The sequence below is a fragment of the Xanthomonas sp. NCPPB 3218 genome (assembly GCF_056725185.1).
The window spans coordinates 351,753-371,759 of record NZ_CM161516.1 but is presented as its reverse complement, the minus strand read 5'-3'; the positions used below and the strand labels follow the sequence as shown (position 1 = coordinate 371,759).

Here is a 20,007-nt window from a genome sequence, read left to right as displayed (position 1 = left end):
GTGGCGGTGCAGCGCAAGCGGACTTGCGCGCCTTGCGGCGGCCCAACGATTCGCTTCGGCCGGATGGCTACCGTGACGGGGGTACGACACCGTGCATGCAGGAATGCACGCATTACGTATCAGCCGAAGGCATGCTGATGCTTGCTCCCCAAATATCGCTGGTTCAGAGCACCTCATCGCACACTGGTTGATGCCACCCCACGGCGATCGCAAGGCGGCAGGCCTGGCTGGGTCGGCTCGGTCGTCGTCGTATCAGGCGAGCAGCCATTGCCGCAGTGCATCCGACACCGCCTGCGGCTGTTCCAGCGGCGACAGATGGCCACACGCAGGCACTTGCACCAGACGCGCGTGCACTGCGAGTGCGGCCATTTCCTCGTGCAATGCGGGCGGGGTGATCGCATCGTCCTGGCCGCACAGCACCAGCAGCGGGCCGGCATAGGCGCGCAGCAGCGCGCGGCCGTCTTCCCGCTCCAGCCGGTTCTGCCGCAGAAACACCTCCACGCCCAGCCGCTGGGTCATGCCACGCACCCGCTCCAGCAAGGCCTCGTCCTGCCAGCGCGAGGGATGCACGTAGTGCCGCAGCAGCCGTTCGCCGAATCCGTGGAAAGCACTGGCGCCACGCACACTCGCTTCCTGCGCGCGCCGTTGCGCCGCACGCTCGGGCGAATCGGCACGTGCAGAGGTATCCAGCAAGGCCAGCCGCTCCACACGCTCCGGCGCGATACGCAGGATTTCCTGCGCGACATAGCCACCCAAGGAAAACCCTGCCAGTGCAAACCGCGGAGGCATCTGCGCCAGCAGCTGTGTTGCCAGCGCGCGCATGCTCTCGCCCTGGGTGATGTCGCCGACCACGCAGTCGGCGAGCTCGGCCAGGGCCACGCGCTGCGCCTGCCACAACTGCGCATCGTTGAGCAGACCGGGGAGCAGCAACAAAGTGGGACGCGTTGCGCTCATGCGCAGCAAAGTCCGATCGGGGTCGCAGAAGCAGACACTGTCATCGCAACAGTGTGCCGCGCGGTGACGCCCATCGCCAGCGCGTGCATGCGCACCCGGGCGCGGGTGCATCGCCTCGTTGGCGTGTCTTGCGTCCATGCCAGGTCGCGCTGGCACAGCGACGCCGGCTGCCTGTGTTCTTCAGGGCAGCGCTGCTGCTGCAACAAAAACGGCCCGACGCAGGCGCCGGGCCGTTTTTGACTCCACCACGTGTTACGCGTGGTGATGGCGTGGATCAGGCCAGAGTCAGGGTGACGTCGATGTTGCCGCGGGTCGCGTTGGAGTACGGGCAGACCTGGTGGGCCTTGTCGACCAGCGCCTGCAGTTCGGCCTGGTCCATGCCCGGCACTGCGATGCGCAGCTCCACGGCAATGCCGAAGCCGCCCGGAATCTGGCCGATGCCGACGCTGCTGTCGATGCTCACTTCGCCCGGCAGCTTGAGCTTGTCCTGCGCCGCGACAGCCTTCATCGCGCCGATGAAGCAGGCGGCGTAGCCGGCAGCGAACAGCTGCTCCGGGTTGGTACCGTCGCCGCCGGCGCCGCCCAGCTCGCGCGGGGTGGACAGCTTGGCGTCCAGCGCCTTGTCGGAAGACACGGCGCGGCCTTCGCGGCCGCCGGTGGCGGTGGCGTGGGCGGTGTAGAGGACTTTTTCAGGTGAGGCCATGGTGGTTCTCCAGAATGAGCGCTGTCAGCGCGTGATGTAGCTGAGTAGTTGACGATTAAATCGTGTACGACATGTTGCAAAAACGTGCGGACCTTGCGGGGCCGGCTTACCCGGTGCCGAGGTTTGAGCGCAGCGTTTCCAGTTGCTGCTTGAGTTGACGCAATTCGTCCAACGAACACGCTGAGGCGCACAACACCTGCTCCGGCACCGCCCCGGCCTTGGCGCGCAGTGCGCGGCCGGTATCGGTCAGCGCAATGATCACCTGGCGCTCGTCGCTAGCAGCACGCGTGCGGGTGACCAGTCCAGCAGCCTGCAGCCGCTTGAGCAGCGGGGTCAGCGTGGCCGAGTCCAGGTACAGGCGCTCGCCGATCTCCGACACGCTGCGGCCGTCGGTTTCCCACAGCACCAGCAGCACCAGATATTGCGGATAGGTCAGGTCCAGGGTCTTCAGCAGCCCGCGGTAGAGCTTGTGCATCGCCAGGTTGGCCGAATACAGCGCAAAGCACAGCTGGTTGTCGAGCTGCAGCAGCGCGTTGGTCCGGGCGTCAGTGGCTGTGGCGGTGTCCATGGCTGCAATTTACATAGCGCGCTATTTAATTGCAAGCGATTTTTTGATCCATTGTGTAACCAGGCACCGCCGCCGAACTGGCCCAGGCCGCCGTCCTGATCGGTCACAAGATCTTGTGCAGTCCGGGGCCGGGCCGCGTCTGCATGTCTAGGCCCGATGTGCGGTGGCCAGATACTCGGCACTCTGCATCTCGATCAGGCGCGAGGCGGTGCGCTCGAAGGCGCCGGCCAGGCGCTGGCCGCTGTACAACGCGGGCGGGGCGTCCTGCGCGGTGCAGACCAGGTTGACGTGGCGGTCGTACAGCTCGTCGATCAGATTGACGAAGCGACGCGCGGCGTCCTCGTTCATGCGATCGAAGTGCGGGATGCCGCCCAGCAACACGGTGGTGAATTCGCGCGCGATCTCGATGTAATCGCCCGGGCCACGCGGGCCTTCGCACAGCGCGGCGAAATCGAACCAGGCGATGCTCTTGCCGCGCGCACGCACGGCAATCTTGCGCGCCTCGATTTCGATGTTGCCGCTGCGCGGCTCGGAGTTTCCGCTCAGCTCGCCCCAGCGCTGCGTCAGCCATGTGTCGGCCTGCGCATCCAGGGGCGCGCGATACACCGGTGAGCGCGTCAGCGCGCGCATGCGGTAATCCTCGGTGCCTTCTGCATAGAGTTCCACGCAGAACTTCTGCAGCAGGCCGATCGCCGGCATGAAGCTATCGCGCTGCAGGCCGTTGGCGTAGAGGTTTTCAGGTGCGGTGTTGGAGGTGGTCACCAGGGTCACGCCTTCGGCGAACAGGCGTTCCAGCAGGCGCGCCAGCAACATCGCATCGCCGATGTCGGTGACGAAGAATTCGTCCAGCACCAGCACGCGCAAATTCTCGCGCCACTGCTGTGCGATCTTGGCCAGCGGATCGCTTTGCCCGGCGTGCTCGCGCAGTTGCTCGTGCACCCCGCGCATGAAGCGATGGAAGTGCGTGCGGTACTTCTGCTTGATCGGCAACCCGTCGTAGAACAGGTCGACCAGGAAGGTCTTGCCGCGCCCCACCCCGCCCCAGAAATACAGGCCGCGCACCGGCTCGGGCTTTTTCCAGAACGCCGACAGCCGATCCAGCCAGCCGTCCTGCGCGCTGTCCACCAATGCCTCGTGGATACGGTCCAGCTCGGCCAGGGCCGCCTGCTGCGCGGGGTCGGCGCGCCAGTCGCCGCGTTGTACGCCGGCGGCGTAGCGCTGCGACGGGGTCATCTCAATCATCGTGTTCTCCGCGGGCCGGCTGCTGCCTTGCCCGCTCAACGGCGCATCGCCGGGCGATACGCATGGGCCCTGCCGCGGTCAGACGGCGGCCGGCAACCAGCGCCGGACACCATGCTGGATCGCACCGCGCAGATCGATCAACTTGCGGTGGAAGAAGTGGCTGGTGTCGGGCATGCGTACCAGTTCGGGCTGCTGCTCCAGGGTCTCCAGCCAGTCATACACCGCCTGCGGGTCGACGATTTCGTCGGCATCGCCCTGCACCACCAGCCACTGCGCCGGCGGCTGCATGTCGCTGAAATCCCAGCGCCCGGCCGGCGGCGCGATCGAGATCAGCACCTGCGGTTCAAGCGAGCCGGCGGCGCGCAGCGATACATACGCCCCGAAGCTGAAACCGGCCAGCCACAGCGTGTCGCCCGGGCGCTGGCTGCGCACCCATGCGGCGACCGCACGCAGGTCGTCCTGCTCGCCATCGCCATGATCAAACGCACCGGCCGAGTTGCCGACACTGCGGAAATTGAAGCGCACCACGGTGATCCCCAACTCGCGCAGCGCGCGCGCAGCCATGGTGACGACCTTGTTGTGCATGCTGCCGCCCTCGGTGGAGAGCGGGTGGCAGACGATGGCGGTGACCGGTTGCACGGCAACGTCCGGCTCGGGCAGATCGACCGCGACATCGAGCGGGCCGACCGGCCCATCCAACGTCAGCGCAGCCGATTCGGTGGGGAATAAGGGATTGGACATACCGTCATAATAGCCGCCCCGCCGGCCGCGTTCATCGCCCTGCCTGCACACTTCGTTGCGTTGCCCATGCATTTTCTGCTGTTTGCCGTCGTTTGCAGTGTCCTGGTGTCGGTGCTTCTCAAGCTGCTGCCGCGCTATCGCCTGGATGCTGCGCAGGCGATCACCTGGAACTACGCCACCGCTGCGCTGCTGGCGTGGCTGACCCTGCATCCGTCACTGGACACGCTGCGCGCGCCGACCACGCCCTGGCTGGCACTGTTTGCATTGGCGGTGGCGCTGCCCTCGATCTTCATGCTGCTGGCACGCGCGGTCGCCACCGCCGGCATCGTCCGTACCGACATTGCCCAACGCCTGTCGCTTCTGCTCTCGCTGGCGGCGGCGTTCACGCTCTTCGGTGAACCGGTCAATGCCTGGAAGCTGGCGGGACTGGGCCTGGGTCTGCTGGCCATCGTCTGCATCCTGCAACGGCCACGGCAGGGCGCCGATGCGGATTCGGCCCCGGCCCCGACCTCGATCGGATGGCCGTGGCTGGCAGGCGTGTGGATGGGCTTTGCCCTGATCGATCTGTTGCTCAAGCGCATCGCACAGGCCGGTACGCCTTCATTGACGTCATTGACGCTGTGCTTTGCGCTGGCAGGTGTGCTGATGCTTGGCCTGCAAGTCGTTCGCCGGGGCGGTGTCGCGCGCCTGAGCTTTCGCAACCTGCTCGCCGGCGTGCTCCTGGGCGCGCTCAATTTCGGCAACATCCTGTGCTACGTGCGCGCCCATCAGCTGCTGCCACACAGCCCGGCCACCGTCTTCGCCAGCATGAACCTGGGGGTGGTCATCCTGGGAGCGCTCGTCGGCAAGCTGGGGTTCGGCGAACGCATCGGCCGACGCGGCTGGGTGGGGCTGTTGCTGGCGGCGCCGGCAATCGCAGCGATCGCCTGGGGCATGCGGCTGGGCTGATGGCGGCATTCGGCCGGCGCGACGCCGGTTCGCCACTCGCCTCGAAGGGGCAGCGCTGGAGATCATGCGTGCAGTGACCCAAGGGGGACTGTGATGCGCATGGGTCAGTTGTTTGGCAGCCGTCATCGCGTCGCGGTGTGCTCACTTCGGCGCCTAGATCCGTCGCCGCCCTCCTCACGTCGCCGGCCTGGACGACGGCTCTCGTTGCCAGTCTGCCGAAAAAGCAAGAGCACATCGCAAGGCAAGCGACAACGGCTACCGCGGAAGATCCGGACAGCGCCGTTGCCTGTGTGCGCTGTCCGGCGGCCGCGGGTGAGGCATGCGATACACCGCCACGTGGCGGCACGTCCGCACGCCGCACTGCAGATGCAAGCCTGCGGCAGATTGCATCCGGAACCAGGCGCGAACGGATGTCGACAGCGCGATCCAGGCCGCCATCAGCGCTGCCAGTGCGGAAACGGATCGTCCAGCAGTTGCCATTGCGCCGGGCCCTGGCGTAGCTCGTGATCGCTGAGCAGGCAGGCATCCAGCGCAGCGCGCGTGCGCGGCGCATCCAGGTCCACGCCGATCACCGCCAGCTCCTGGCGACGGTCGCCCCACAGTGGGTGCCACAGCCGCTGCATCGCGGCGTACTCGCTGGCATCGCCAACCTCGTGCAGTTGCGGCAGCGGCGCGGTCCAGCATTGCGTCTGCTGACGCTGCCAGCCGATATCGGTATACGGCAGCGGCGTGATGCTGGTCTGCAACGGCTCGCCGATGGCGTGCGCATCCACGCGATGGCGTGCGGCAAACCAGAAGCCTGCTGCATTGGTCTGGGTCGCGCCACCCACGCTGGACAATTCGCCAACCCAATCCATGCGGCTGGCCAGCCAGAAAAATCCCTTGCTGCGAATCACCTGCGGCAGCCCGCCTTGCACCATGCGCGCAAAACGCTGCGGGTGAAACGGCCGGCGGGCGCGATAGACGAAACTGCTGATGCCGTATTCCTCGGTCTCCGGCGTGTGCTGGCCGCGCAGTTCCTGCATCCAGCCCGGCGCCAGCTGCGCACGGGTGAAATCGAAGCGGCCGGTGTCGAGCACCTGGCGCAGCGGCACCTCGCCATGTGCCGCGTCCACGATCGCCGCCTCGCGATTGAGCGCACGCAACACCGCGCGCAGGCGTTGCAGCTGCTGTGCATCGATCTGATCGCACTTGCTGATCACCAACACGTCGGCAAATTCCACCTGTTCGCCCAGCAACTGCACCAGCCCGCGGCTATCGTCCGGGCCGGCTTGCTGGCCGAGTTCGGCCAGCGTGGCGGCCGAGCCGAAGTCCTGCAGGAAGCGGCTGCCGTCCACCACCGTCACCATGGTGTCGAGCCGGGCGATGTCGGCCAGGCTGAAGCCCTCGGCATCGCGCACCGCGAAGGTGGCCGCCACCGGCATCGGCTCGGCGATGCCGGTCGATTCGATCAACAGATAGTCGTAGCGCTTCTGTTCGGCCAGCTTGCGTACCTCCTGCAGCAGATCGTCGCGCAACGTGCAGCAGATGCAGCCGTTGCTGAATTCCACCAATGTCTCTTCGGTGCGTCGCAAGGCCGCGCCGCCCTCGCGCAGCAGCTGCGCGTCGATGTTGACCTCGCTCATGTCGTTGACGATCACCGCCACGCGCAGGCCGTCGCGGTTATGCAGGATGCGGTTGAGCAGGGTGGTCTTGCCGGCGCCGAGAAAGCCGGACAACACGGTGACGGGCAGGCGTGAATCGCGCTTGGGGGACAGGGACATCCTGAGGGCCTGGCTGGAATGGAAGTGTTACTATATAACACTAGCTCGACAGGACACCCCCGATGCGCGTTACCGCTTCCGTACTGGACAACTCGGCCATCGCCTTATCCAGCCTGTGCCTGCTGCACTGCCTGGCGCTGCCATTGCTGGCCGCTGCACTGCCGCTGCTGAGTGCCTGGAGCCGGGCCGAATGGGTGCATGTGGTGTTCGCCACGGCCGCCGTGCCGCTGAGCGGCTACGCGCTGTGGAGCAGCCATCGCCGGCATGCGCTGCCCGCGCCGGTGTGGGCGCTGGCGGTCTTCGGCCTGGCCGGCCTGGTGCTGGGCGCCAGCGGGCTTGCCGGCGGCAGTTGGGAAACCCCGATCACGGTGATCGGCAGCCTGCTGCTGGCCAGCACGCACCTGCTCAACCTGCGGCTACGCCGCCGCGCCGGGACACGCGCCAGCTAGCGCGCTATAGCGAAAAACCCAGCAGCACCGGGTCGTGGTCGGAACTGCGCCACGGGCCGGGCAGGTTGCGCTTGGCATAGCCGGCATCGTCCATGACATCGGCGTTGATATGCCATTCCACCGCGCCGCGCAGTTGCTTGGCCATCGCCGGGCTGAGCAGGGCGTGGTCCAGCCGACCGCTCATGCCATCGTAGACGTAGCTGTAGGGCTGCTTCACGCCGGCCACCGCAAAGGCGTCCTGCCAGCCGCTGGCGCGCAGGCTGCGCATCGGCGTTTCCATCGCGTAGGCGTTGAAATCGCCCAGCAATACGGCCAGCTTGGTCTGCGCGCCGGTGGGGTCGGTCTGCAGCCACTGGTGCAGGCGCTTGGCCGATTCGGTGCGGGTGGCGTTCCAGCAGGCCTGGCCGTCGCGCTGGTCGGCATCGGCGCCGCTGGCGCTGCCGCAGCCCTTGGACTTGAAGTGATTGGCGACCACCACGAAGGTTGCCCCGCGGGTGCTGCGAAACGCCTGCGCCAGCGGCACACGGCTGTGGCTGTCGAACGGCCCGCCGGTCAACGTGGCCGGCTTGCCAACTAGCGTGACCTGCGAACTGCGGTACACGATGCCGACCCGGATCGCGTCATCGCCCGGGCCGCTGCCGGTGTCGACGAACTGCCAGTCCTTGTCCTTGTCGGCCGCGTTGAGCGCGGCGACCAGTTGCGCCACCGCCGCATCGGCGTCATTGCCATCGTTTTCCAGCTCCATCAACGCAGCCACATCGGCGTGCAACGGCACGATGGTGGACACCAGCTTGGTCAGCTGCGCCTGGAACTGCTCGTGCGTGCGCGCACCGCGCTTGGTCGGAAAGCCGCCGCCGCGGCCATTGCCGTTGAAGAAGTTCTCCAGATTGAACGAGGCGATACGCAGGTCACCGCCAACCTGCGGCGCCACCGCGGTCGGCATGGCCGGCAGCGTCAACGGACTCAGCACCTGGATGCGGTAGTTGCCGTCGTAGCGCTGGTCGACGATGCCGTCGACCGACTTGAGCAGGCTGCCACTGCGCAGCACCGGATCGGCCGGCAGATAGGCCACCGTCTTGGGGCTGCGGCCGTTGCGCGCGTCGTCCAGCAACACCTGGCGACGGGCGTTGTCGGCCTGCACCTGTGCGAAGGCCGGGGTGCCGGCGGCGGCCACTTCGCTGGGCTGCCACAAGCGCCCGCCGAACGCGGCGACCAGCTCGCCATAGGTGTCCAGACGATCGCTGCCGTTGAGCGTCAGCGCAGCGATGCGCACGTGCTCGCCTTCCAGCGCTTCCCAGTTGGCCGGCGGCCCGCTGAGCATGCGCACCGGCACCGGCTGGCCGCTGGCCAGTCGCTCGATACTGCTGGCATCCACCGTGGTCAGGCTCGCCTCGCCGCCTGCCGACACCTCGCGCACGGTGCCGACGATGCGCACGCGGTCGCCCACCGCCACCTCGGCATTGCCGGCACCGGTGACGAACAGACCGTGCGAGCGCCGCGGCTCGAAGCCGGGCTGCTGCACGAACAGCCCGGCCAGACCGGCACGCGTATCGGCGGTGACAATGCCCTCCACATCGACCACACGGCCGTCGTAGGGGCTACGGGTGTCTTCGCCTTGCACGTCGGCGATCGACAGACGTTGCGGCGCGCCCTCGGCGGCACTGCCCAGCAGTGGCGCCAACAGACCGATCACACCGAGCACAACCAGCGAGCAACGCGACATCGACACACTCCAGAAAGACGTAGACCACATGCAAGCGCCGCCCCGAAGGCGGCGCGTGAGAACCGCGACAGGCTAGCAAAACGTTGCGAGTAGCGACCAGCTGCTGCGTGGGTAGCGTGGCCGATCTACAGATGCCGGTAACTGCAGGCATTCCCCGAAGCACTTGCGCCGGCCCGGGCGTCCAAGGCTGACGTCATCGTGCTAGCACGTCGTGCAGCGAGTGCAAACGCTGCGCAATGGGTGCTGGCCTACAAAAGCTAAAGCGTGCTCCAGCGCGTGCAAGCCTGGCGATTGACCGGTCGACGCACCCGCGCACAGCGCGCGCTGCCACCTGGCCGCACACCGACCGCTCGTGTCAGCCGCCTACTGCGCTGCAGGCGCTTACTTCAGATTGCTCAGCATCCAGTCGACCGTGGCCCGCACCTGTTCTTCGGTCAACGCCGGGTTGCCGCCCTTGGGCGGCATGATGCCGCCATCCGGGCCGGTGTAGCCCTCGATCGCGTGCTTGTACAAGGTGTCCTTGCCCTGGGCGATGCGCGCGTCCCAATGCGCGTGGTCCAGCGTCGGCGCCTTGCCCACGCCGGTGGTGTGGCAGGCGGTGCACAGATTGTCGAAGATGGTCTTGCCGTCGGTGCTGCCGCCGTAGGCGGACTGCGAGGCGGCCTTGGCGAGCGCTGCCGCCTGGGCTGCGGCCTGTGCGGACGCGCCGGTGGTGCCGGCATAGACCGCGCCGGCCGGGGCGATGCGTTGCTGCACGCGCTTGGCCGCGGTGGGCGAGACTTCGTCGGGAATGGCGCGTTGCAAATAGGCTGCCAGGGCAATCAGGCCCAGGGTGATCACCACCAGTAGTCCGATCACCATCGAGAATTTCTTCAGGAACTCGAGGTCGTAATTCCGCACGCGCTCACCCCTGGCTGTTGGTCGAAGACCTCTGCTAGCGCCGGAGTATAGAGCACAGTTCGCGCCCGTCTGGCCAGTGTGCATGACCGTGATTGCAGCGGTGTGCGCTGCGCCCTGACGCGCTATGGGTCTTGCAGGCACGCCGGTCCGCGCAGGCCGATGAATTGCCGCAATGCCGCATGAGACGTTGGTCGCGCTTGAGGGAATTGCGTATCATTCCCATCAATCCACGGTGATGCGGTCCTCGCCTCGCCCGGTCCCGCTGACGAGGAGTCGCCGCGATGAAGTCCTTCCTGCTGTCCTGCCTGGCCTTGGCCAGCATCAGTCTGTCTGCCCAGGCCCACGAGATCTGGATCGAGCGCGACGGCAGCGGTCCGGTGCGCATCTACTTCGGCGAGCCGGCGCAGGAGGCCCTGGATCACGGCGAAGACGAGATCAAGCGTGTGGTCAAGCCGACCGTGTTCGGCAGCGCCGGCAAGGCTGGCGCCCTGCAGCGCGGCAGCGAATTCCTCACCGCGCCGTTGTCCGGCACCGGCGATGCCTGGCTGAGCGATGACAGTGTGTTCGAGCCGTGGAAGGGCGAGGCCGGCGGCTTCGAGACCGTGAGCTACTACGCACGCGCCGGGCGCGCCACGCCCTCGGCCAAGCTCGATTTCGAACTGGTGCCCACCGCCGCCAACAGCAACACGCTGACCGTGCTCTATCGCAACAAGCCGCTGCCCAAGGTCGAGGTGACGGTGATCGACCCGCAGAAGTGGCAGAAGACGCTGACCTCCGACGCCAAGGGCCAGGTGACCCTGCCCAAGCTGCGCGCTGGCCGGCACATCCTGGTCGCCACCAACAAGGAGCCGGTGAAGCGTGAGATCGCCGGCAAGCAGGTGTCGATGATCCATCACATCAGCACGTTGACCTTCCTGGCCGAGTAAGTCGGCCACACGCCTGGCTGATCCGATGTCCACCGCACCGTCCCTGCCGCTTCCCTGGTTCAGGCGTCCCTGGCTGGGCGTGCTTGGGCGCACGCTGGCGGCGATGTTTGGCGGCTATGCACTCGCCAGCGCCACCAATCTGCTGCTGGCGCTGGTCCTGCCGATGCCACGCAGCGAGGCGGTGTTGACCAGCATGCTGGTCGGCATCGTGGTGTGCGCCTGCGCGCCGCTATGGGCCTTCGCCACCGCCAGCGTGTGGCGCGCCTGGGCCGGCCTCGCGGTGCCGGCGGCGCTGATGTTCGCACTGGCCGCATGGCTGCAACGGGGCGTGGCATGAAGCAGGGATTCCGCCAGTCGATGGCGTGGCTGCACACCTGGACCGGTCTGCTGGTCGGCTGGGTGCTGCTGTTGATCTTCATGGGCGGCACGGCGAGTTATTACCGCGACGAAATCAGCCGCTGGATGCGCCCGGAATTGCCCACCACCACGGTGAGCAACGCAACCGCGCTGCGCAGTGCCGAGCAGTATCTGCAGACGCATGCAGCCGATGCGCAGAGCTGGAACATCACCTTGCCGGACACGCGCAATCCGGTAGTCAGCATGTACTGGCAAAACCCTGCGCCAGCCGATGGCAAACCGGCCAGCCGCCGGCAGATGTACGGCACCGCCATCATCGACCCGGCCACCGGCAGGGAAATCGCCGCACGCGACACCCTGGGCGGCGAATTCTTCTACCGGCTGCATTTCGATCTGCATTATCTGCCGGTGATGTGGTCGCGCTATATCGTCGGTTTCTGCGCGATGTTCATGCTGGTGGCGATCATCAGCGGCGTGATCACGCACAAGAAGATCTTCAAGGATTTCTTCACCTTTCGCCCGGGCAAGGGCCTGCGCTCGTGGCTGGATTTCCACAATGTCAGCGCGGTGACCGCGTTGCCGTACCACGCGATGATCACCTACACCGGCATCGTGACCTTGATGTTCATGTACCTGCCGTGGGGCATCAAGGCGCAGTACCCCGACAACGAAATGCGTTTCTACGAAGAGTCCGCCAACCGGGTCGCCGATACGCGAAGCGCCTCCGGCACGCCGGCGCGCATGCTGCCGCTGGAACAATTCGTGGCGCGTGCGCGCAGCGACTGGCGCGGCGGTGAGGTGGGCAACGTGGCGGTCTCGCTTCCCAACGACGCGCATGCGGCGGTCGGCGTCACTCAGCGCGCTGGCAATCTCTCCACCGATGCGCCGTCCATCCTGTTCGATGCAATCAATGGACAGCGCCTGCAGCGCAGCGGGCCGCCGGGCGGTGCCAGCCAGACACGTGGGGTGATGGTGGGCCTGCATATCGCCCACTTCGCAGGGCCGTGGATGCGCGCGCTGTTCTTCGGCTCCGGCTTGCTCGGTTGCCTGATGGTGGCCAGCGGCGTGGTGATGTGGGCAGTGAAGGAACGCCCCAAACACCTGAAGGCTGGGCGCATCGGCTTCGGGCTGCGGTTGGTGGATGCGCTCAATATCGGCACGGTCGCCGGCCTGCCGATCGCCTTTGCCAGTTTCTTCTGGGCCAACCGCTTGTTGCCGGTGGGCCTGGAGGGGCGCGCGGCGATGGAGGCCAATCTGTTCTTCGTCGCATGGGCCACCGCATTGCTGGCCGCGTTCGTGTGGCCACGGCGCGCGATGTGGAGCTGGCAGCTGTATCTGGGTGCGGCCTTGTTCGCGTTGGTGCCGGTGGTCAATGCGATCACCACCGATGTGCATCTGGGCGTGACGTTGCCGGCCGGACAATGGACGCTGGCCGGGGTCGATCTGGTCTGCCTGTTCCTTGGCGTATCCCTTGGGATCGCGGGATGGCGCCTGCAACACTGGAAGGCGCCGCAACCGGCATCGGCACGACGTGCGCGCGCCACTGCAACCGCGCCTGCGCAAGGCGGCGTGCCGATGCAGGAGAGCGCATGAGCGTGTGGCTGTTGCTGGCGCTGAATTTTTCCGGATTCGCCGCGCTGTGCCTGGCGATGGACAAGCATCAGCAGGAAGTGCGTGGCCGTACGCTGGGCGCCGCACGTTCGCGGCAACTGCGCGTGCTGGGTTGGCTGCTGTTGCTGCTCACCTTCGGCCTGGCGGTACACGCGCAAGGCTGGGGCATCGGCCCGGTGTTGTGGCTGGGCACATTGACCGGCGCTGCCGCGCTGCTGTCGCTGTGGCTGCTGCCGTATCGGCGTGGATTGATTCTGCCCATGGCCGTGGCCGCGCCGGTGCTGGCGGGTGCGCTGCAGCTGTTGCTGGGTTGAAGGACCTCGCTACGCCTCGATCGGCGGATCGCCCCAGCTACGCCCGTCGCGCGGCAGGCGGCCATCGTCGAGCACGCGCAACACGTCTTTGGGCTGCAGCATGTCCAGAAACAGCACCACGTTGATGCCCTCCGGCAACGCCATGCTGGGAAAGATCACGCCAGGGATCTCCGCCTCGCGCAGCATGTCGCCGAGCACCCAGCTCACCGGTTCGATCTTGTTGACCAGGGCCTTGCGCCAGTCCTCGGTCCAATCGGCCCAGAGCGGATCCCAGCTTGCATCGAGCAGGCGTAGATCGGCCAACGCCGGCAGCTCGGCGGCGTAACTGACCAGGGTCAATGGCGGTAGGAACAGCGCGGCCTGCGCGTATTCGGCAGCAGCGGTTTCCAGCTGCAGCGACAGATACAGCGCCGGCTGCCCGAAACGATTGAAGCGCCCGCCCGAGCGTGCCGCACCGGCGCCGCTCAGCGGTTCGGCGGCCCAGCGTGGGGTGAAGGCGCGATACAGCGTGCAGTGCGCCGGGGCGCTCAGCTTCAACCGGCGGCCCCCGAGGCGACGGTGCGCAGATAGGTCAACGCATCGTCGGTACGGCCCTGTTTGACCACTTCCAGCAAGGTGGCGAATTCGAACGCGGGGATGGGAGTGTTCTTGAGATGGAACACCACCTGGCGTTCGTCCGGCTGGAGCTGCGTCATCGCCACCAGCAGGCGTGACAGGTTGCGTAGCAGGTCCTGCACGCGCGGGCTTTCCGGATGCACGCGCAGGCTGTTGCGATGCACACCGGCCAGCTCGGCCAGCTCCTGCTGCGACAGATCCAGCAGGCCGGCCATGGCCAAGGGCGACAGGATGGTGCGATCCGGTACGCGCAGGCGTTCGGTCAGGGCCAGGGGATTGAGAACGGCGACCATCGCACGACTCCAGCAGGACGAGTGCACAGTATATGCACAGTCAGAAGCGTTCATACAGCCCAGTTAGAGGCTCAGTCAGTGCACTGTCAGCCGGCCGGATGGGACGCGCCGACCGCGCGCAGGCAGAACCCGCAGATCGCCTCGACCAGTTGCTCGCCCTGCTGCGGGTCGCCGCGACTGGGGGCGATCGGTCCCACCAGCGCCTCGGTGAAGGCGCCGACGATGCAGGCCGCCGCTGCGTCCAGCGATTGCGGCGGGAACTCGCCAGCCGCCACGCCTTCGGCAAGCAACTGACGGAACACTTCGCCGAACAGGCGTCGGCCACGGATGCGCTCGGCATCCACCTCGCTTTCCACCGGCTCGGCGATGAAGGCGTACGCCAACGCCGGGCCGGCCAGCGCGCGCCGCACAAAAGTGGCGATCGCATTGCGCAGGCGCTCGGCAGCGCTGGCCTGGGTGGTGGTGATGGCGCGCAGGATGGTCATCTCGCGCTGCACCGCCGCATTGAGAACTTCCACGAAAAGCTCGGCCTTGGAAGGGAAGTGCCGGTAAATCTGCCCGGTGGACACGCCAGCGGCAGCGGCGACGGCGGTCACCGGCGCATTGCGGTAGCCGCCTTCGGCGATCAGGGCGCGGGCCGCGTGCAGGATGCGTTCGCGATTGCCGGCCAGGCGTTCTTCCATCAGGGCGGAGCGTCGATAAGCCATGGTGTGATTCTGGGTTCAATAGTTGAATTTTAGTTCACTTTTTCATTGGGGACCGCTAGGCTGCGCACAAACGCCGTGCGGCCTGCCCGCTCCCACCCGGCACATCCCGATCCCTGCGGAGTCGCTCCATGCACGTGCCGTCCCTGAATTTTGCGCTTGGCGAAGACATCGATCTGCTGCGCGAAAGCGTGGCGGCCTTCGCCAGCCACCATATTGCCCCGCTCGCCGCCGCGGCCGACCAGGACAATGTCTTCCCTGCCCAGCTGTGGCGCCTGTTCGGCGAGCAGGGCCTGCTCGGGCTGACCGTGGAAGAAGAGTACGGCGGCAGCGGCATGGGCTACCTGGCGCATGTGGTGGCGATGGAAGAGATCTCGCGGGCCGGCGGGGCCATCGGCCTGTCGTACGGCGCGCATTCCAACCTGTGCCTCAACCAGCTGCGCAAGAACGCCACGCCGGAACAGAAGCAGCGTTACCTGCCCAGGCTGTGCACCGGCGAGCATGTCGGCGCGCTGGCGATGAGCGAGGCCGGCTCCGGCTCGGATGTGGTGTCGATGAAGCTGCGCGCCGATGCGCGCGGCGACCGCTATGTGCTCAACGGCAGCAAGATGTGGATCACCAACGGCCCGGACGCCGATGTGCTGGTGGTGTACGCCAAGACCGACCCGGATGCCGGCGCACGCGGCATCACCGCCTTCATCGTCGAAAAGGGCATGCCGGGATTCTCCACCGCGCAGAAGCTCGACAAGCTGGGCATGCGCGGCTCCAACACCTGCGAGCTGGTGTTCACCGATTGCGAAGTGCCGGCCGAGAACGTGCTGGGCACGCTCAACGGCGGCGTGCGCGTGCTGATGTCCGGGCTGGATTTCGAACGTGTGGTGCTGGCCGGTGGCCCGTTGGGCTTGATGGCCGCGGCGATGGACGTGGTGCTGCCGTACGTGCACGAGCGCAAGCAGTTCGGCGCGCCGATCGGCACCTTCCAGTTGATGCAGGCCAAGCTGGCCGACATGTACGTCGGGCTCAACGCCTGCCGCGCGTACGTCTATGCGGTGGCGCGCGCCTGCGATGCCGGGCTGACCACGCGCCAGGATGCGGCCGGCGCGATTCTCTACGCAGCCGAAAAAGCCACCTGGCTCACCGGCCAGGCGATCCAGGTGCTGGGCGGCAACGGCTACATCAACGACTACCCCACCGGGCGCCTGTGGCGCGATGCCAAGCTGTACGAAATCGGCGCGGGCACCTCGGAGATCCGACGCATGTTGATCGGCCGCGAGCTGTTCGAACGCACCGCCTGACGGAGCCACCATGAGCGTGATCACCAGCCAGCTGCAGGTCAGCGGCGAGAGCTTCCAACAAAACGCTGCTGCGATGCGCACCGTGGTGGAGGATCTGCGCCGCACGCTGGCGCAGACCGCGCTGGGCGGCAGTGAGGCTGCGCGTGCCAAGCACAGTGCACGTGGCAAGTTGCTGGTACGCGAGCGCATCGATGCCTTACTGGATCCGGGCAGCGCCTTGCTGGAGATCGCGCCGTTGGCCGCGCACGGCATGTACGACGATCAGGTGCCGTGCGCCGGTGTGGTGGCCGGCATCGGGCGCGTGTCCGGGGTGGAGTGCGTGATCGTGGCCAACGATGCCACCGTCAAGGGCGGCACCTATTACCCGATGACGGTGAAGAAGCATCTGCGCGCGCAGGAAATCGCGCAGCAGAACCGCTTGCCGTGCATCTACCTGGTCGATTCCGGCGGCGCGTTCCTACCGCTGCAGGATGAAGTGTTTCCCGACCGCGATCACTTCGGGCGCATCTTCTACAACCAGGCCAACCTGTCGGCCAACGGCATCCCGCAGATCGCCTGCGTGATGGGCTCGTGCACCGCCGGCGGCGCCTACGTGCCGGCGATGAGCGATGAAACGGTGATCGTGCGCGAGCAGGGCACGATCTTTCTCGGCGGTCCACCCCTGGTCAAGGCGGCCACCGGCGAAGAAGTCAGTGCCGAAGAACTCGGCGGTGCCGATGTGCACACGCGCATCTCCGGCGTGGCCGACCACTTTGCCGACAACGACCTGCAGGCCCTGGCGCGCGTGCGCGCCATCATCGCGCAGCTGAACTGGCGCAAGCCGGCTGCATCGTTGGCACTGCAGGCACCGCTGCCGCCGCGCTACATCGCCGACGAACTGTATGGCGTGATTCCTGCCGACACGCGCAAGCCCTTCGATGTGCGCGAGGTGATCGCCCGCATCGTCGACGACTCGCAGCTGGACGAATTCAAGCCGCGCTACGGCAGCACTTTGGTCACCGGCTTCGCGCATCTGCATGGCTATCCGGTGGGCATCATCGCCAACAACGGCATCCTGTTCTCCGAGTCAGCGCTCAAGGGCGCCCACTTCATCGAGCTGTGCACGCAACGCGGCATTCCGCTGGTGTTCCTGCAGAACATCACCGGCTTCATGGTCGGGCGCAAATACGAACATGGCGGCATCGCCAAGGACGGGGCCAAGCTGGTGATGGCGGTGGCCTGCGCCAAGGTGCCCAAGTTCACCGTGGTGATCGGCGGCTCATTCGGTGCCGGCAATTACGGCATGTGCGGTCGCGCCTACTCGCCGAACTTCCTGTGGATGTGGCCGAATGCGCGCATTGGCGTCATGGGCGGCGAGCAGGCCGCCAGCGTCTTGGCCACGGTGCGCCGCGACGGGATCGAAGCCAAGGGTGGCGCCTGGTCGGGCGAAGAGGAAGCTGCATTCAAGGCGCCGATCCGTGCGCAGTTCGAGCAGCAGGGGCATCCGTATTACGCAAGCGCACGCCTGTGGGACGACGGCATCATCGACCCGGCCGATACCCGTCGCGTGCTGGGGCTGGGACTGTCGGCCGCATTGAATGCACCGATCGAGACGACACGCTTTGGCGTGTTCCGGATGTGAGGTGATGATGTCCGTCTGCAGGTGCTGCTCTTGGCTGTCTTGCGGTGTACACACACCTGCACGCAAGGCGTTGCGTGTCGCCTGGAGCATTGCATGAGTGCGCACGCGTTGCCTGCGTCGAGCAGCGCATCGCGCGGGGGCGCAGCGGCGTCAGCTGTCATCGCACGGCGTGTGGCGCAATCCATGCAACCGTCTTTTCATCGCAGCGCCCGCCAGCATGGCGGCGTGCAGAGAACTTCGTCATGACCCAGCGCGAACTCACCACCGCAGCAAGACCGCCCTATTTCGACAAGATCCTGATCGCCAATCGCGGCGAGATCGCGTGCCGGGTCATCGCCACCTGCCGCAAGCTCGGTATCGCGACCGTGGCGGTGTATTCGGATGCCGACCGCGACGCGCGGCATGTACGACTGGCCGATGAGGCGATCCATCTCGGCGCCGCACCGGCGCAGCAGAGTTATCTGCGTGGCGATGCGATCCTGGAGGCGGCACGCGCAAGCGGCGCGCAGGCGATCCATCCGGGCTATGGCTTCCTGTCGGAAAACGCGGCGTTTGCCGATGCCTGTGCGCAGGCTGGCATCGTGTTCATCGGCCCACCGGCGGCAGCCATCCGCGCGATGGGCGACAAGAGTGCGGCCAAGGCGCTGATGCAACGCGCCGGCGTGCCGCTGACGCCGGGCTACCATGGCGACGAACAGGCGCCGGCCTTCCTGCGCGCGCAGGCCGATGCGATCGGCTATCCGGTGCTGATCAAGGCCAGCGCAGGCGGTGGCGGCAAGGGCATGCGCCGGGTGGATACCAGCGCGGCCTTCGAAGAGGCCTTGGCCAGCTGCCAGCGCGAGGCGCAATCGGCTTTCGGCAATGCGCAGGTGCTGGTAGAAAAATACGTCGAGCGGCCGCGCCATATCGAGATCCAGGTGTTTGGTGATACCCGGGGCGAGGTGGTCTATCTGTTCGAACGCGATTGTTCGGTGCAGCGCCGGCATCAGAAAGTGCTGGAAGAAGCGCCTGCTCCCGGCATGAGCGAACAACGCCGCGCCGCCATGGGCAAGGCAGCCGTGGATGCCGCGCGCGCCGTGGGTTATGTCGGTGCCGGCACGGTGGAGTTCATCGCCGGCCCGGATGGCGATTTCTATTTCATGGAAATGAACACCCGGCTGCAGGTCGAGCACCCGGTGACCGAGTTGATCACCGGCACCGACCTGGTCGAGTGGCAATTGCATGTCGCCGCGGGCGAGCCGTTGCCGCTGCGTCAGCAGGACCTGCGCATCCATGGCCACGCGCTGGAAGCGCGCCTGTATGCCGAAGATGCCGACCGCGGCTTTCTGCCGTCGACCGGCACGCTGCGGCAGCTGCAGTTTCCCGCAGCCGGCGCGCATGTACGCATCGATGCCGGGGTGGAGCAGGGCGACAGCATCAGCCCCTACTACGACCCGATGATCGCCAAGCTGATCGTATGGGATGTGGATCGCCCTGCCGCCCTGGCACGCATGCGCGAGGCGCTGGCGCAATTCCATGCGGTGGGCGTGACCACCAACAGCGCGTTCCTTGCGCGCCTGATCGGCACGGCGTCGTTTGCGTCTGCCGATCTGGATACCGCGCTGATCGAACGCGAGCAGGCCGTGTTGTTTCCCCAGGCGGTCAGTCCGGCCAATGCCTGGTGGTGCCTGGCAGCGGCGTTGATTGCCGACGCGTTGCCGAAGGCCGCCGCCGATCCGGCCGACCCGTTTTCGCCATGGCAACACACCGATGGCTGGCGCATCGGTGCGCATGCCGCGCACGCCATGACGCTGGAGGCCGCAGGCGAGCGCCGCCAGTTCGGCGTGCGCCCGCTTGGCGATGGCTGGCAGGTCACGACTGCAGGCGATACCTACACGCTGCGCTACCACCTGCAGGGCGATGCACTGCGCGTGGAAATGGATGGCCGACAATGGCGCATGCAGGTCCTGCGCGACGGTGACACCCTGACATTGCGCGATGCCACGCAGCGGGCGAGCTTCCGCCACCATGACACGCTGGCCGAAGCCGATCAGCCCGCGCACGACACCGGTGGCCTGACCGCACCGATGCCGGGCCGCATCGTGTCGCTGGTCGCCCCGGTGGGGCAGTCGGTCACCCGCGGGCAGGCCCTGGTGGTGCTGGAAGCGATGAAGATGGAGCACACCTTGCACGCGCCCGGCGACGGCACGGTGGCGGCGTACCTGGTGGCCGAGGGCGAGCTGGTCGCCGAGGGTGTCGCGTTGGTGGAATTTGTGTCCGCGTCTGCGTAGCGGCGCCTGG

At 66.8% G+C, this 20,007-nt stretch carries 20 protein-coding genes; 9 read left to right on the top strand and 11 right to left on the bottom strand.

Going from position 1 to position 20,007, the window contains the following annotated elements:
• Window positions 1–252: 252 nt before the first annotated feature.
• The 5 genes from AC1PLS_RS01615 to AC1PLS_RS01595 form a co-directional block, all read right to left on the bottom strand.
• Window positions 253–954 (bottom strand): alpha/beta fold hydrolase, encoded by a 702-nt coding sequence (locus AC1PLS_RS01615; protein WP_184432496.1) that lies wholly within the window; start codon window positions 952–954, stop codon window positions 253–255.
• Between the two features lie 274 nt (window positions 955–1,228).
• Window positions 1,229–1,657, bottom strand: coding sequence for an organic hydroperoxide resistance protein (locus AC1PLS_RS01610; RefSeq protein ID WP_039515670.1), 429 nt, complete (start codon window positions 1,655–1,657; stop codon window positions 1,229–1,231).
• Between the two features lie 106 nt (window positions 1,658–1,763).
• Window positions 1,764–2,225 (bottom strand): MarR family winged helix-turn-helix transcriptional regulator, encoded by a 462-nt coding sequence (locus tag AC1PLS_RS01605; RefSeq protein WP_047127839.1) that lies wholly within the window; start codon window positions 2,223–2,225, stop codon window positions 1,764–1,766.
• A 147-nt stretch (window positions 2,226–2,372) separates the two neighbouring features.
• A complete protein-coding gene (gene zapE, locus AC1PLS_RS01600) occupies window positions 2,373–3,467 on the bottom strand; it encodes a cell division protein ZapE (protein WP_481104125.1) in 1,095 nt (364 codons plus the stop codon).
• A 78-nt stretch (window positions 3,468–3,545) separates the two neighbouring features.
• Window positions 3,546–4,208: an alpha/beta hydrolase gene (locus tag AC1PLS_RS01595; RefSeq protein ID WP_046346164.1), complete on the bottom strand. Its 663-nt coding sequence runs from the start codon at window positions 4,206–4,208 to the stop codon at window positions 3,546–3,548.
• A 66-nt stretch (window positions 4,209–4,274) separates the two neighbouring features.
• Here AC1PLS_RS01595 and AC1PLS_RS01590 point away from each other — a divergent pair, with 66 nt between their 5' ends.
• The gene (locus AC1PLS_RS01590) at window positions 4,275–5,156 is read left to right on the top strand and encodes an EamA family transporter (RefSeq protein WP_481104124.1); all 882 of its coding nucleotides are present in this window, start codon (window positions 4,275–4,277) and stop codon (window positions 5,154–5,156) included.
• Between the two features lie 437 nt (window positions 5,157–5,593).
• Here the strand turns inward: AC1PLS_RS01590 and AC1PLS_RS01585 are convergent, their stop codons facing one another.
• Complete coding sequence (locus AC1PLS_RS01585; RefSeq protein WP_481104123.1) at window positions 5,594–6,919, bottom strand: GTP-binding protein; 1,326 nt, start codon at window positions 6,917–6,919, stop codon at window positions 5,594–5,596.
• A 62-nt stretch (window positions 6,920–6,981) separates the two neighbouring features.
• Here AC1PLS_RS01585 and AC1PLS_RS01580 point away from each other — a divergent pair, with 62 nt between their 5' ends.
• Window positions 6,982–7,368: a MerC domain-containing protein gene (locus AC1PLS_RS01580; RefSeq protein ID WP_481104122.1), complete on the top strand. Its 387-nt coding sequence runs from the start codon at window positions 6,982–6,984 to the stop codon at window positions 7,366–7,368.
• Between the two features lie 4 nt (window positions 7,369–7,372).
• On the opposite strand, the gene AC1PLS_RS01575 is transcribed toward AC1PLS_RS01580, so the two are convergent.
• Both AC1PLS_RS01575 and AC1PLS_RS01570 read right to left on the bottom strand, forming a co-directional pair.
• On the bottom strand, window positions 7,373–9,091 hold the full coding sequence (locus tag AC1PLS_RS01575; RefSeq protein ID WP_481104121.1) for an ExeM/NucH family extracellular endonuclease: 1,719 nt from the start codon (window positions 9,089–9,091) through the stop codon (window positions 7,373–7,375).
• 381 nt (window positions 9,092–9,472) lie between these two features.
• Window positions 9,473–9,991, bottom strand: a complete 519-nt coding sequence (locus AC1PLS_RS01570) for a c-type cytochrome (protein ID WP_016902056.1) — start codon at window positions 9,989–9,991, stop codon at window positions 9,473–9,475.
• 281 nt (window positions 9,992–10,272) lie between these two features.
• Here AC1PLS_RS01570 and AC1PLS_RS01565 point away from each other — a divergent pair, with 281 nt between their 5' ends.
• The 4 genes from AC1PLS_RS01565 to AC1PLS_RS01550 are packed head-to-tail and all read left to right on the top strand — an operon-like array spanning window position 10,273 to window position 13,199.
• Complete coding sequence (locus tag AC1PLS_RS01565; protein ID WP_039528992.1) at window positions 10,273–10,917, top strand: DUF4198 domain-containing protein; 645 nt, start codon at window positions 10,273–10,275, stop codon at window positions 10,915–10,917.
• 25 nt (window positions 10,918–10,942) lie between these two features.
• Complete coding sequence (locus AC1PLS_RS01560) at window positions 10,943–11,254, top strand: DUF3649 domain-containing protein (RefSeq protein WP_481104120.1); 312 nt, start codon at window positions 10,943–10,945, stop codon at window positions 11,252–11,254.
• Entirely contained in the window at window positions 11,251–12,867 is a 1,617-nt protein-coding gene (locus AC1PLS_RS01555; RefSeq protein ID WP_481104119.1) for a PepSY-associated TM helix domain-containing protein, read from the top strand. Before AC1PLS_RS01560 ends, AC1PLS_RS01555 begins: the two co-directional genes overlap by 4 nt.
• A complete protein-coding gene (locus AC1PLS_RS01550) occupies window positions 12,864–13,199 on the top strand; it encodes a DUF3325 domain-containing protein (RefSeq protein ID WP_481104118.1) in 336 nt (111 codons plus the stop codon). Before AC1PLS_RS01555 ends, AC1PLS_RS01550 begins: the two co-directional genes overlap by 4 nt.
• A gap of 9 nt (window positions 13,200–13,208) precedes the next feature.
• Here the strand turns inward: AC1PLS_RS01550 and AC1PLS_RS01545 are convergent, their stop codons facing one another.
• From AC1PLS_RS01545 to AC1PLS_RS01535, 3 genes are all read right to left on the bottom strand, one after another.
• Window positions 13,209–13,736, bottom strand: coding sequence for an RES family NAD+ phosphorylase (locus AC1PLS_RS01545; protein ID WP_054592069.1), 528 nt, complete (start codon window positions 13,734–13,736; stop codon window positions 13,209–13,211).
• Window positions 13,733–14,107 (bottom strand): DNA-binding protein, encoded by a 375-nt coding sequence (locus tag AC1PLS_RS01540; protein ID WP_481104117.1) that lies wholly within the window; start codon window positions 14,105–14,107, stop codon window positions 13,733–13,735. The genes AC1PLS_RS01545 and AC1PLS_RS01540 overlap by 4 nt, the downstream gene beginning before the upstream one ends.
• Window positions 14,108–14,193: 86 nt before the next feature.
• Window positions 14,194–14,814: a TetR/AcrR family transcriptional regulator gene (locus tag AC1PLS_RS01535; RefSeq protein WP_104553341.1), complete on the bottom strand. Its 621-nt coding sequence runs from the start codon at window positions 14,812–14,814 to the stop codon at window positions 14,194–14,196.
• 128 nt (window positions 14,815–14,942) lie between these two features.
• Between AC1PLS_RS01535 and AC1PLS_RS01530 the strand changes: the two genes are divergently transcribed.
• The 3 genes from AC1PLS_RS01530 (at window position 14,943) to AC1PLS_RS01520 (ending at window position 19,997) form a co-directional block, all read left to right on the top strand.
• Window positions 14,943–16,106 (top strand): isovaleryl-CoA dehydrogenase, encoded by a 1,164-nt coding sequence (locus AC1PLS_RS01530; protein WP_054592067.1) that lies wholly within the window; start codon window positions 14,943–14,945, stop codon window positions 16,104–16,106.
• 10 nt (window positions 16,107–16,116) lie between these two features.
• Window positions 16,117–17,727 (top strand): carboxyl transferase domain-containing protein, encoded by a 1,611-nt coding sequence (locus AC1PLS_RS01525; protein WP_184626727.1) that lies wholly within the window; start codon window positions 16,117–16,119, stop codon window positions 17,725–17,727.
• Window positions 17,728–17,969: 242 nt separating this feature from the next.
• Window positions 17,970–19,997 carry an acetyl/propionyl/methylcrotonyl-CoA carboxylase subunit alpha gene (locus AC1PLS_RS01520; RefSeq protein WP_481104116.1) on the top strand — a complete coding sequence of 676 codons (2,028 nt, stop codon included), beginning with the start codon at window positions 17,970–17,972 and terminating at the stop codon, window positions 19,995–19,997.
• Window positions 19,998–20,007: the final 10 nt, after the last annotated feature.

Bases quoted from the DNA above. Each gene is read 5' to 3' on its own strand.
- AC1PLS_RS01615 (WP_184432496.1), bottom strand. From the start codon at position 954: ATGAGCGCAACGCGTCCCACTTTGTTGCTGCTCCCCGGTCTGCTCAAC.
- AC1PLS_RS01610 (WP_039515670.1), bottom strand. From the start codon at position 1,657: ATGGCCTCACCTGAAAAAGTCCTCTACACCGCCCACGCCACCGCCACC.
- AC1PLS_RS01605 (WP_047127839.1), bottom strand. From the start codon at position 2,225: ATGGACACCGCCACAGCCACTGACGCCCGGACCAACGCGCTGCTGCAG.
- zapE (WP_481104125.1), bottom strand. From the start codon at position 3,467: ATGATTGAGATGACCCCGTCGCAGCGCTACGCCGCCGGCGTACAACGC.
- AC1PLS_RS01595 (WP_046346164.1), bottom strand. From the start codon at position 4,208: ATGTCCAATCCCTTATTCCCCACCGAATCGGCTGCGCTGACGTTGGAT.
- AC1PLS_RS01590 (WP_481104124.1), top strand. From the start codon at position 4,275: ATGCATTTTCTGCTGTTTGCCGTCGTTTGCAGTGTCCTGGTGTCGGTG.
- AC1PLS_RS01585 (WP_481104123.1), bottom strand. From the start codon at position 6,919: ATGTCCCTGTCCCCCAAGCGCGATTCACGCCTGCCCGTCACCGTGTTG.
- AC1PLS_RS01580 (WP_481104122.1), top strand. From the start codon at position 6,982: ATGCGCGTTACCGCTTCCGTACTGGACAACTCGGCCATCGCCTTATCC.
- AC1PLS_RS01575 (WP_481104121.1), bottom strand. From the start codon at position 9,091: ATGTCGCGTTGCTCGCTGGTTGTGCTCGGTGTGATCGGTCTGTTGGCG.
- AC1PLS_RS01565 (WP_039528992.1), top strand. From the start codon at position 10,273: ATGAAGTCCTTCCTGCTGTCCTGCCTGGCCTTGGCCAGCATCAGTCTG.
- AC1PLS_RS01560 (WP_481104120.1), top strand. From the start codon at position 10,943: ATGTCCACCGCACCGTCCCTGCCGCTTCCCTGGTTCAGGCGTCCCTGG.
- AC1PLS_RS01555 (WP_481104119.1), top strand. From the start codon at position 11,251: ATGAAGCAGGGATTCCGCCAGTCGATGGCGTGGCTGCACACCTGGACC.
- AC1PLS_RS01550 (WP_481104118.1), top strand. From the start codon at position 12,864: ATGAGCGTGTGGCTGTTGCTGGCGCTGAATTTTTCCGGATTCGCCGCG.
- AC1PLS_RS01540 (WP_481104117.1), bottom strand. From the start codon at position 14,107: ATGGTCGCCGTTCTCAATCCCCTGGCCCTGACCGAACGCCTGCGCGTA.
- AC1PLS_RS01535 (WP_104553341.1), bottom strand. From the start codon at position 14,814: ATGGCTTATCGACGCTCCGCCCTGATGGAAGAACGCCTGGCCGGCAAT.
- AC1PLS_RS01530 (WP_054592067.1), top strand. From the start codon at position 14,943: ATGCACGTGCCGTCCCTGAATTTTGCGCTTGGCGAAGACATCGATCTG.
- AC1PLS_RS01525 (WP_184626727.1), top strand. From the start codon at position 16,117: ATGAGCGTGATCACCAGCCAGCTGCAGGTCAGCGGCGAGAGCTTCCAA.
- AC1PLS_RS01520 (WP_481104116.1), top strand. From the start codon at position 17,970: ATGACCCAGCGCGAACTCACCACCGCAGCAAGACCGCCCTATTTCGAC.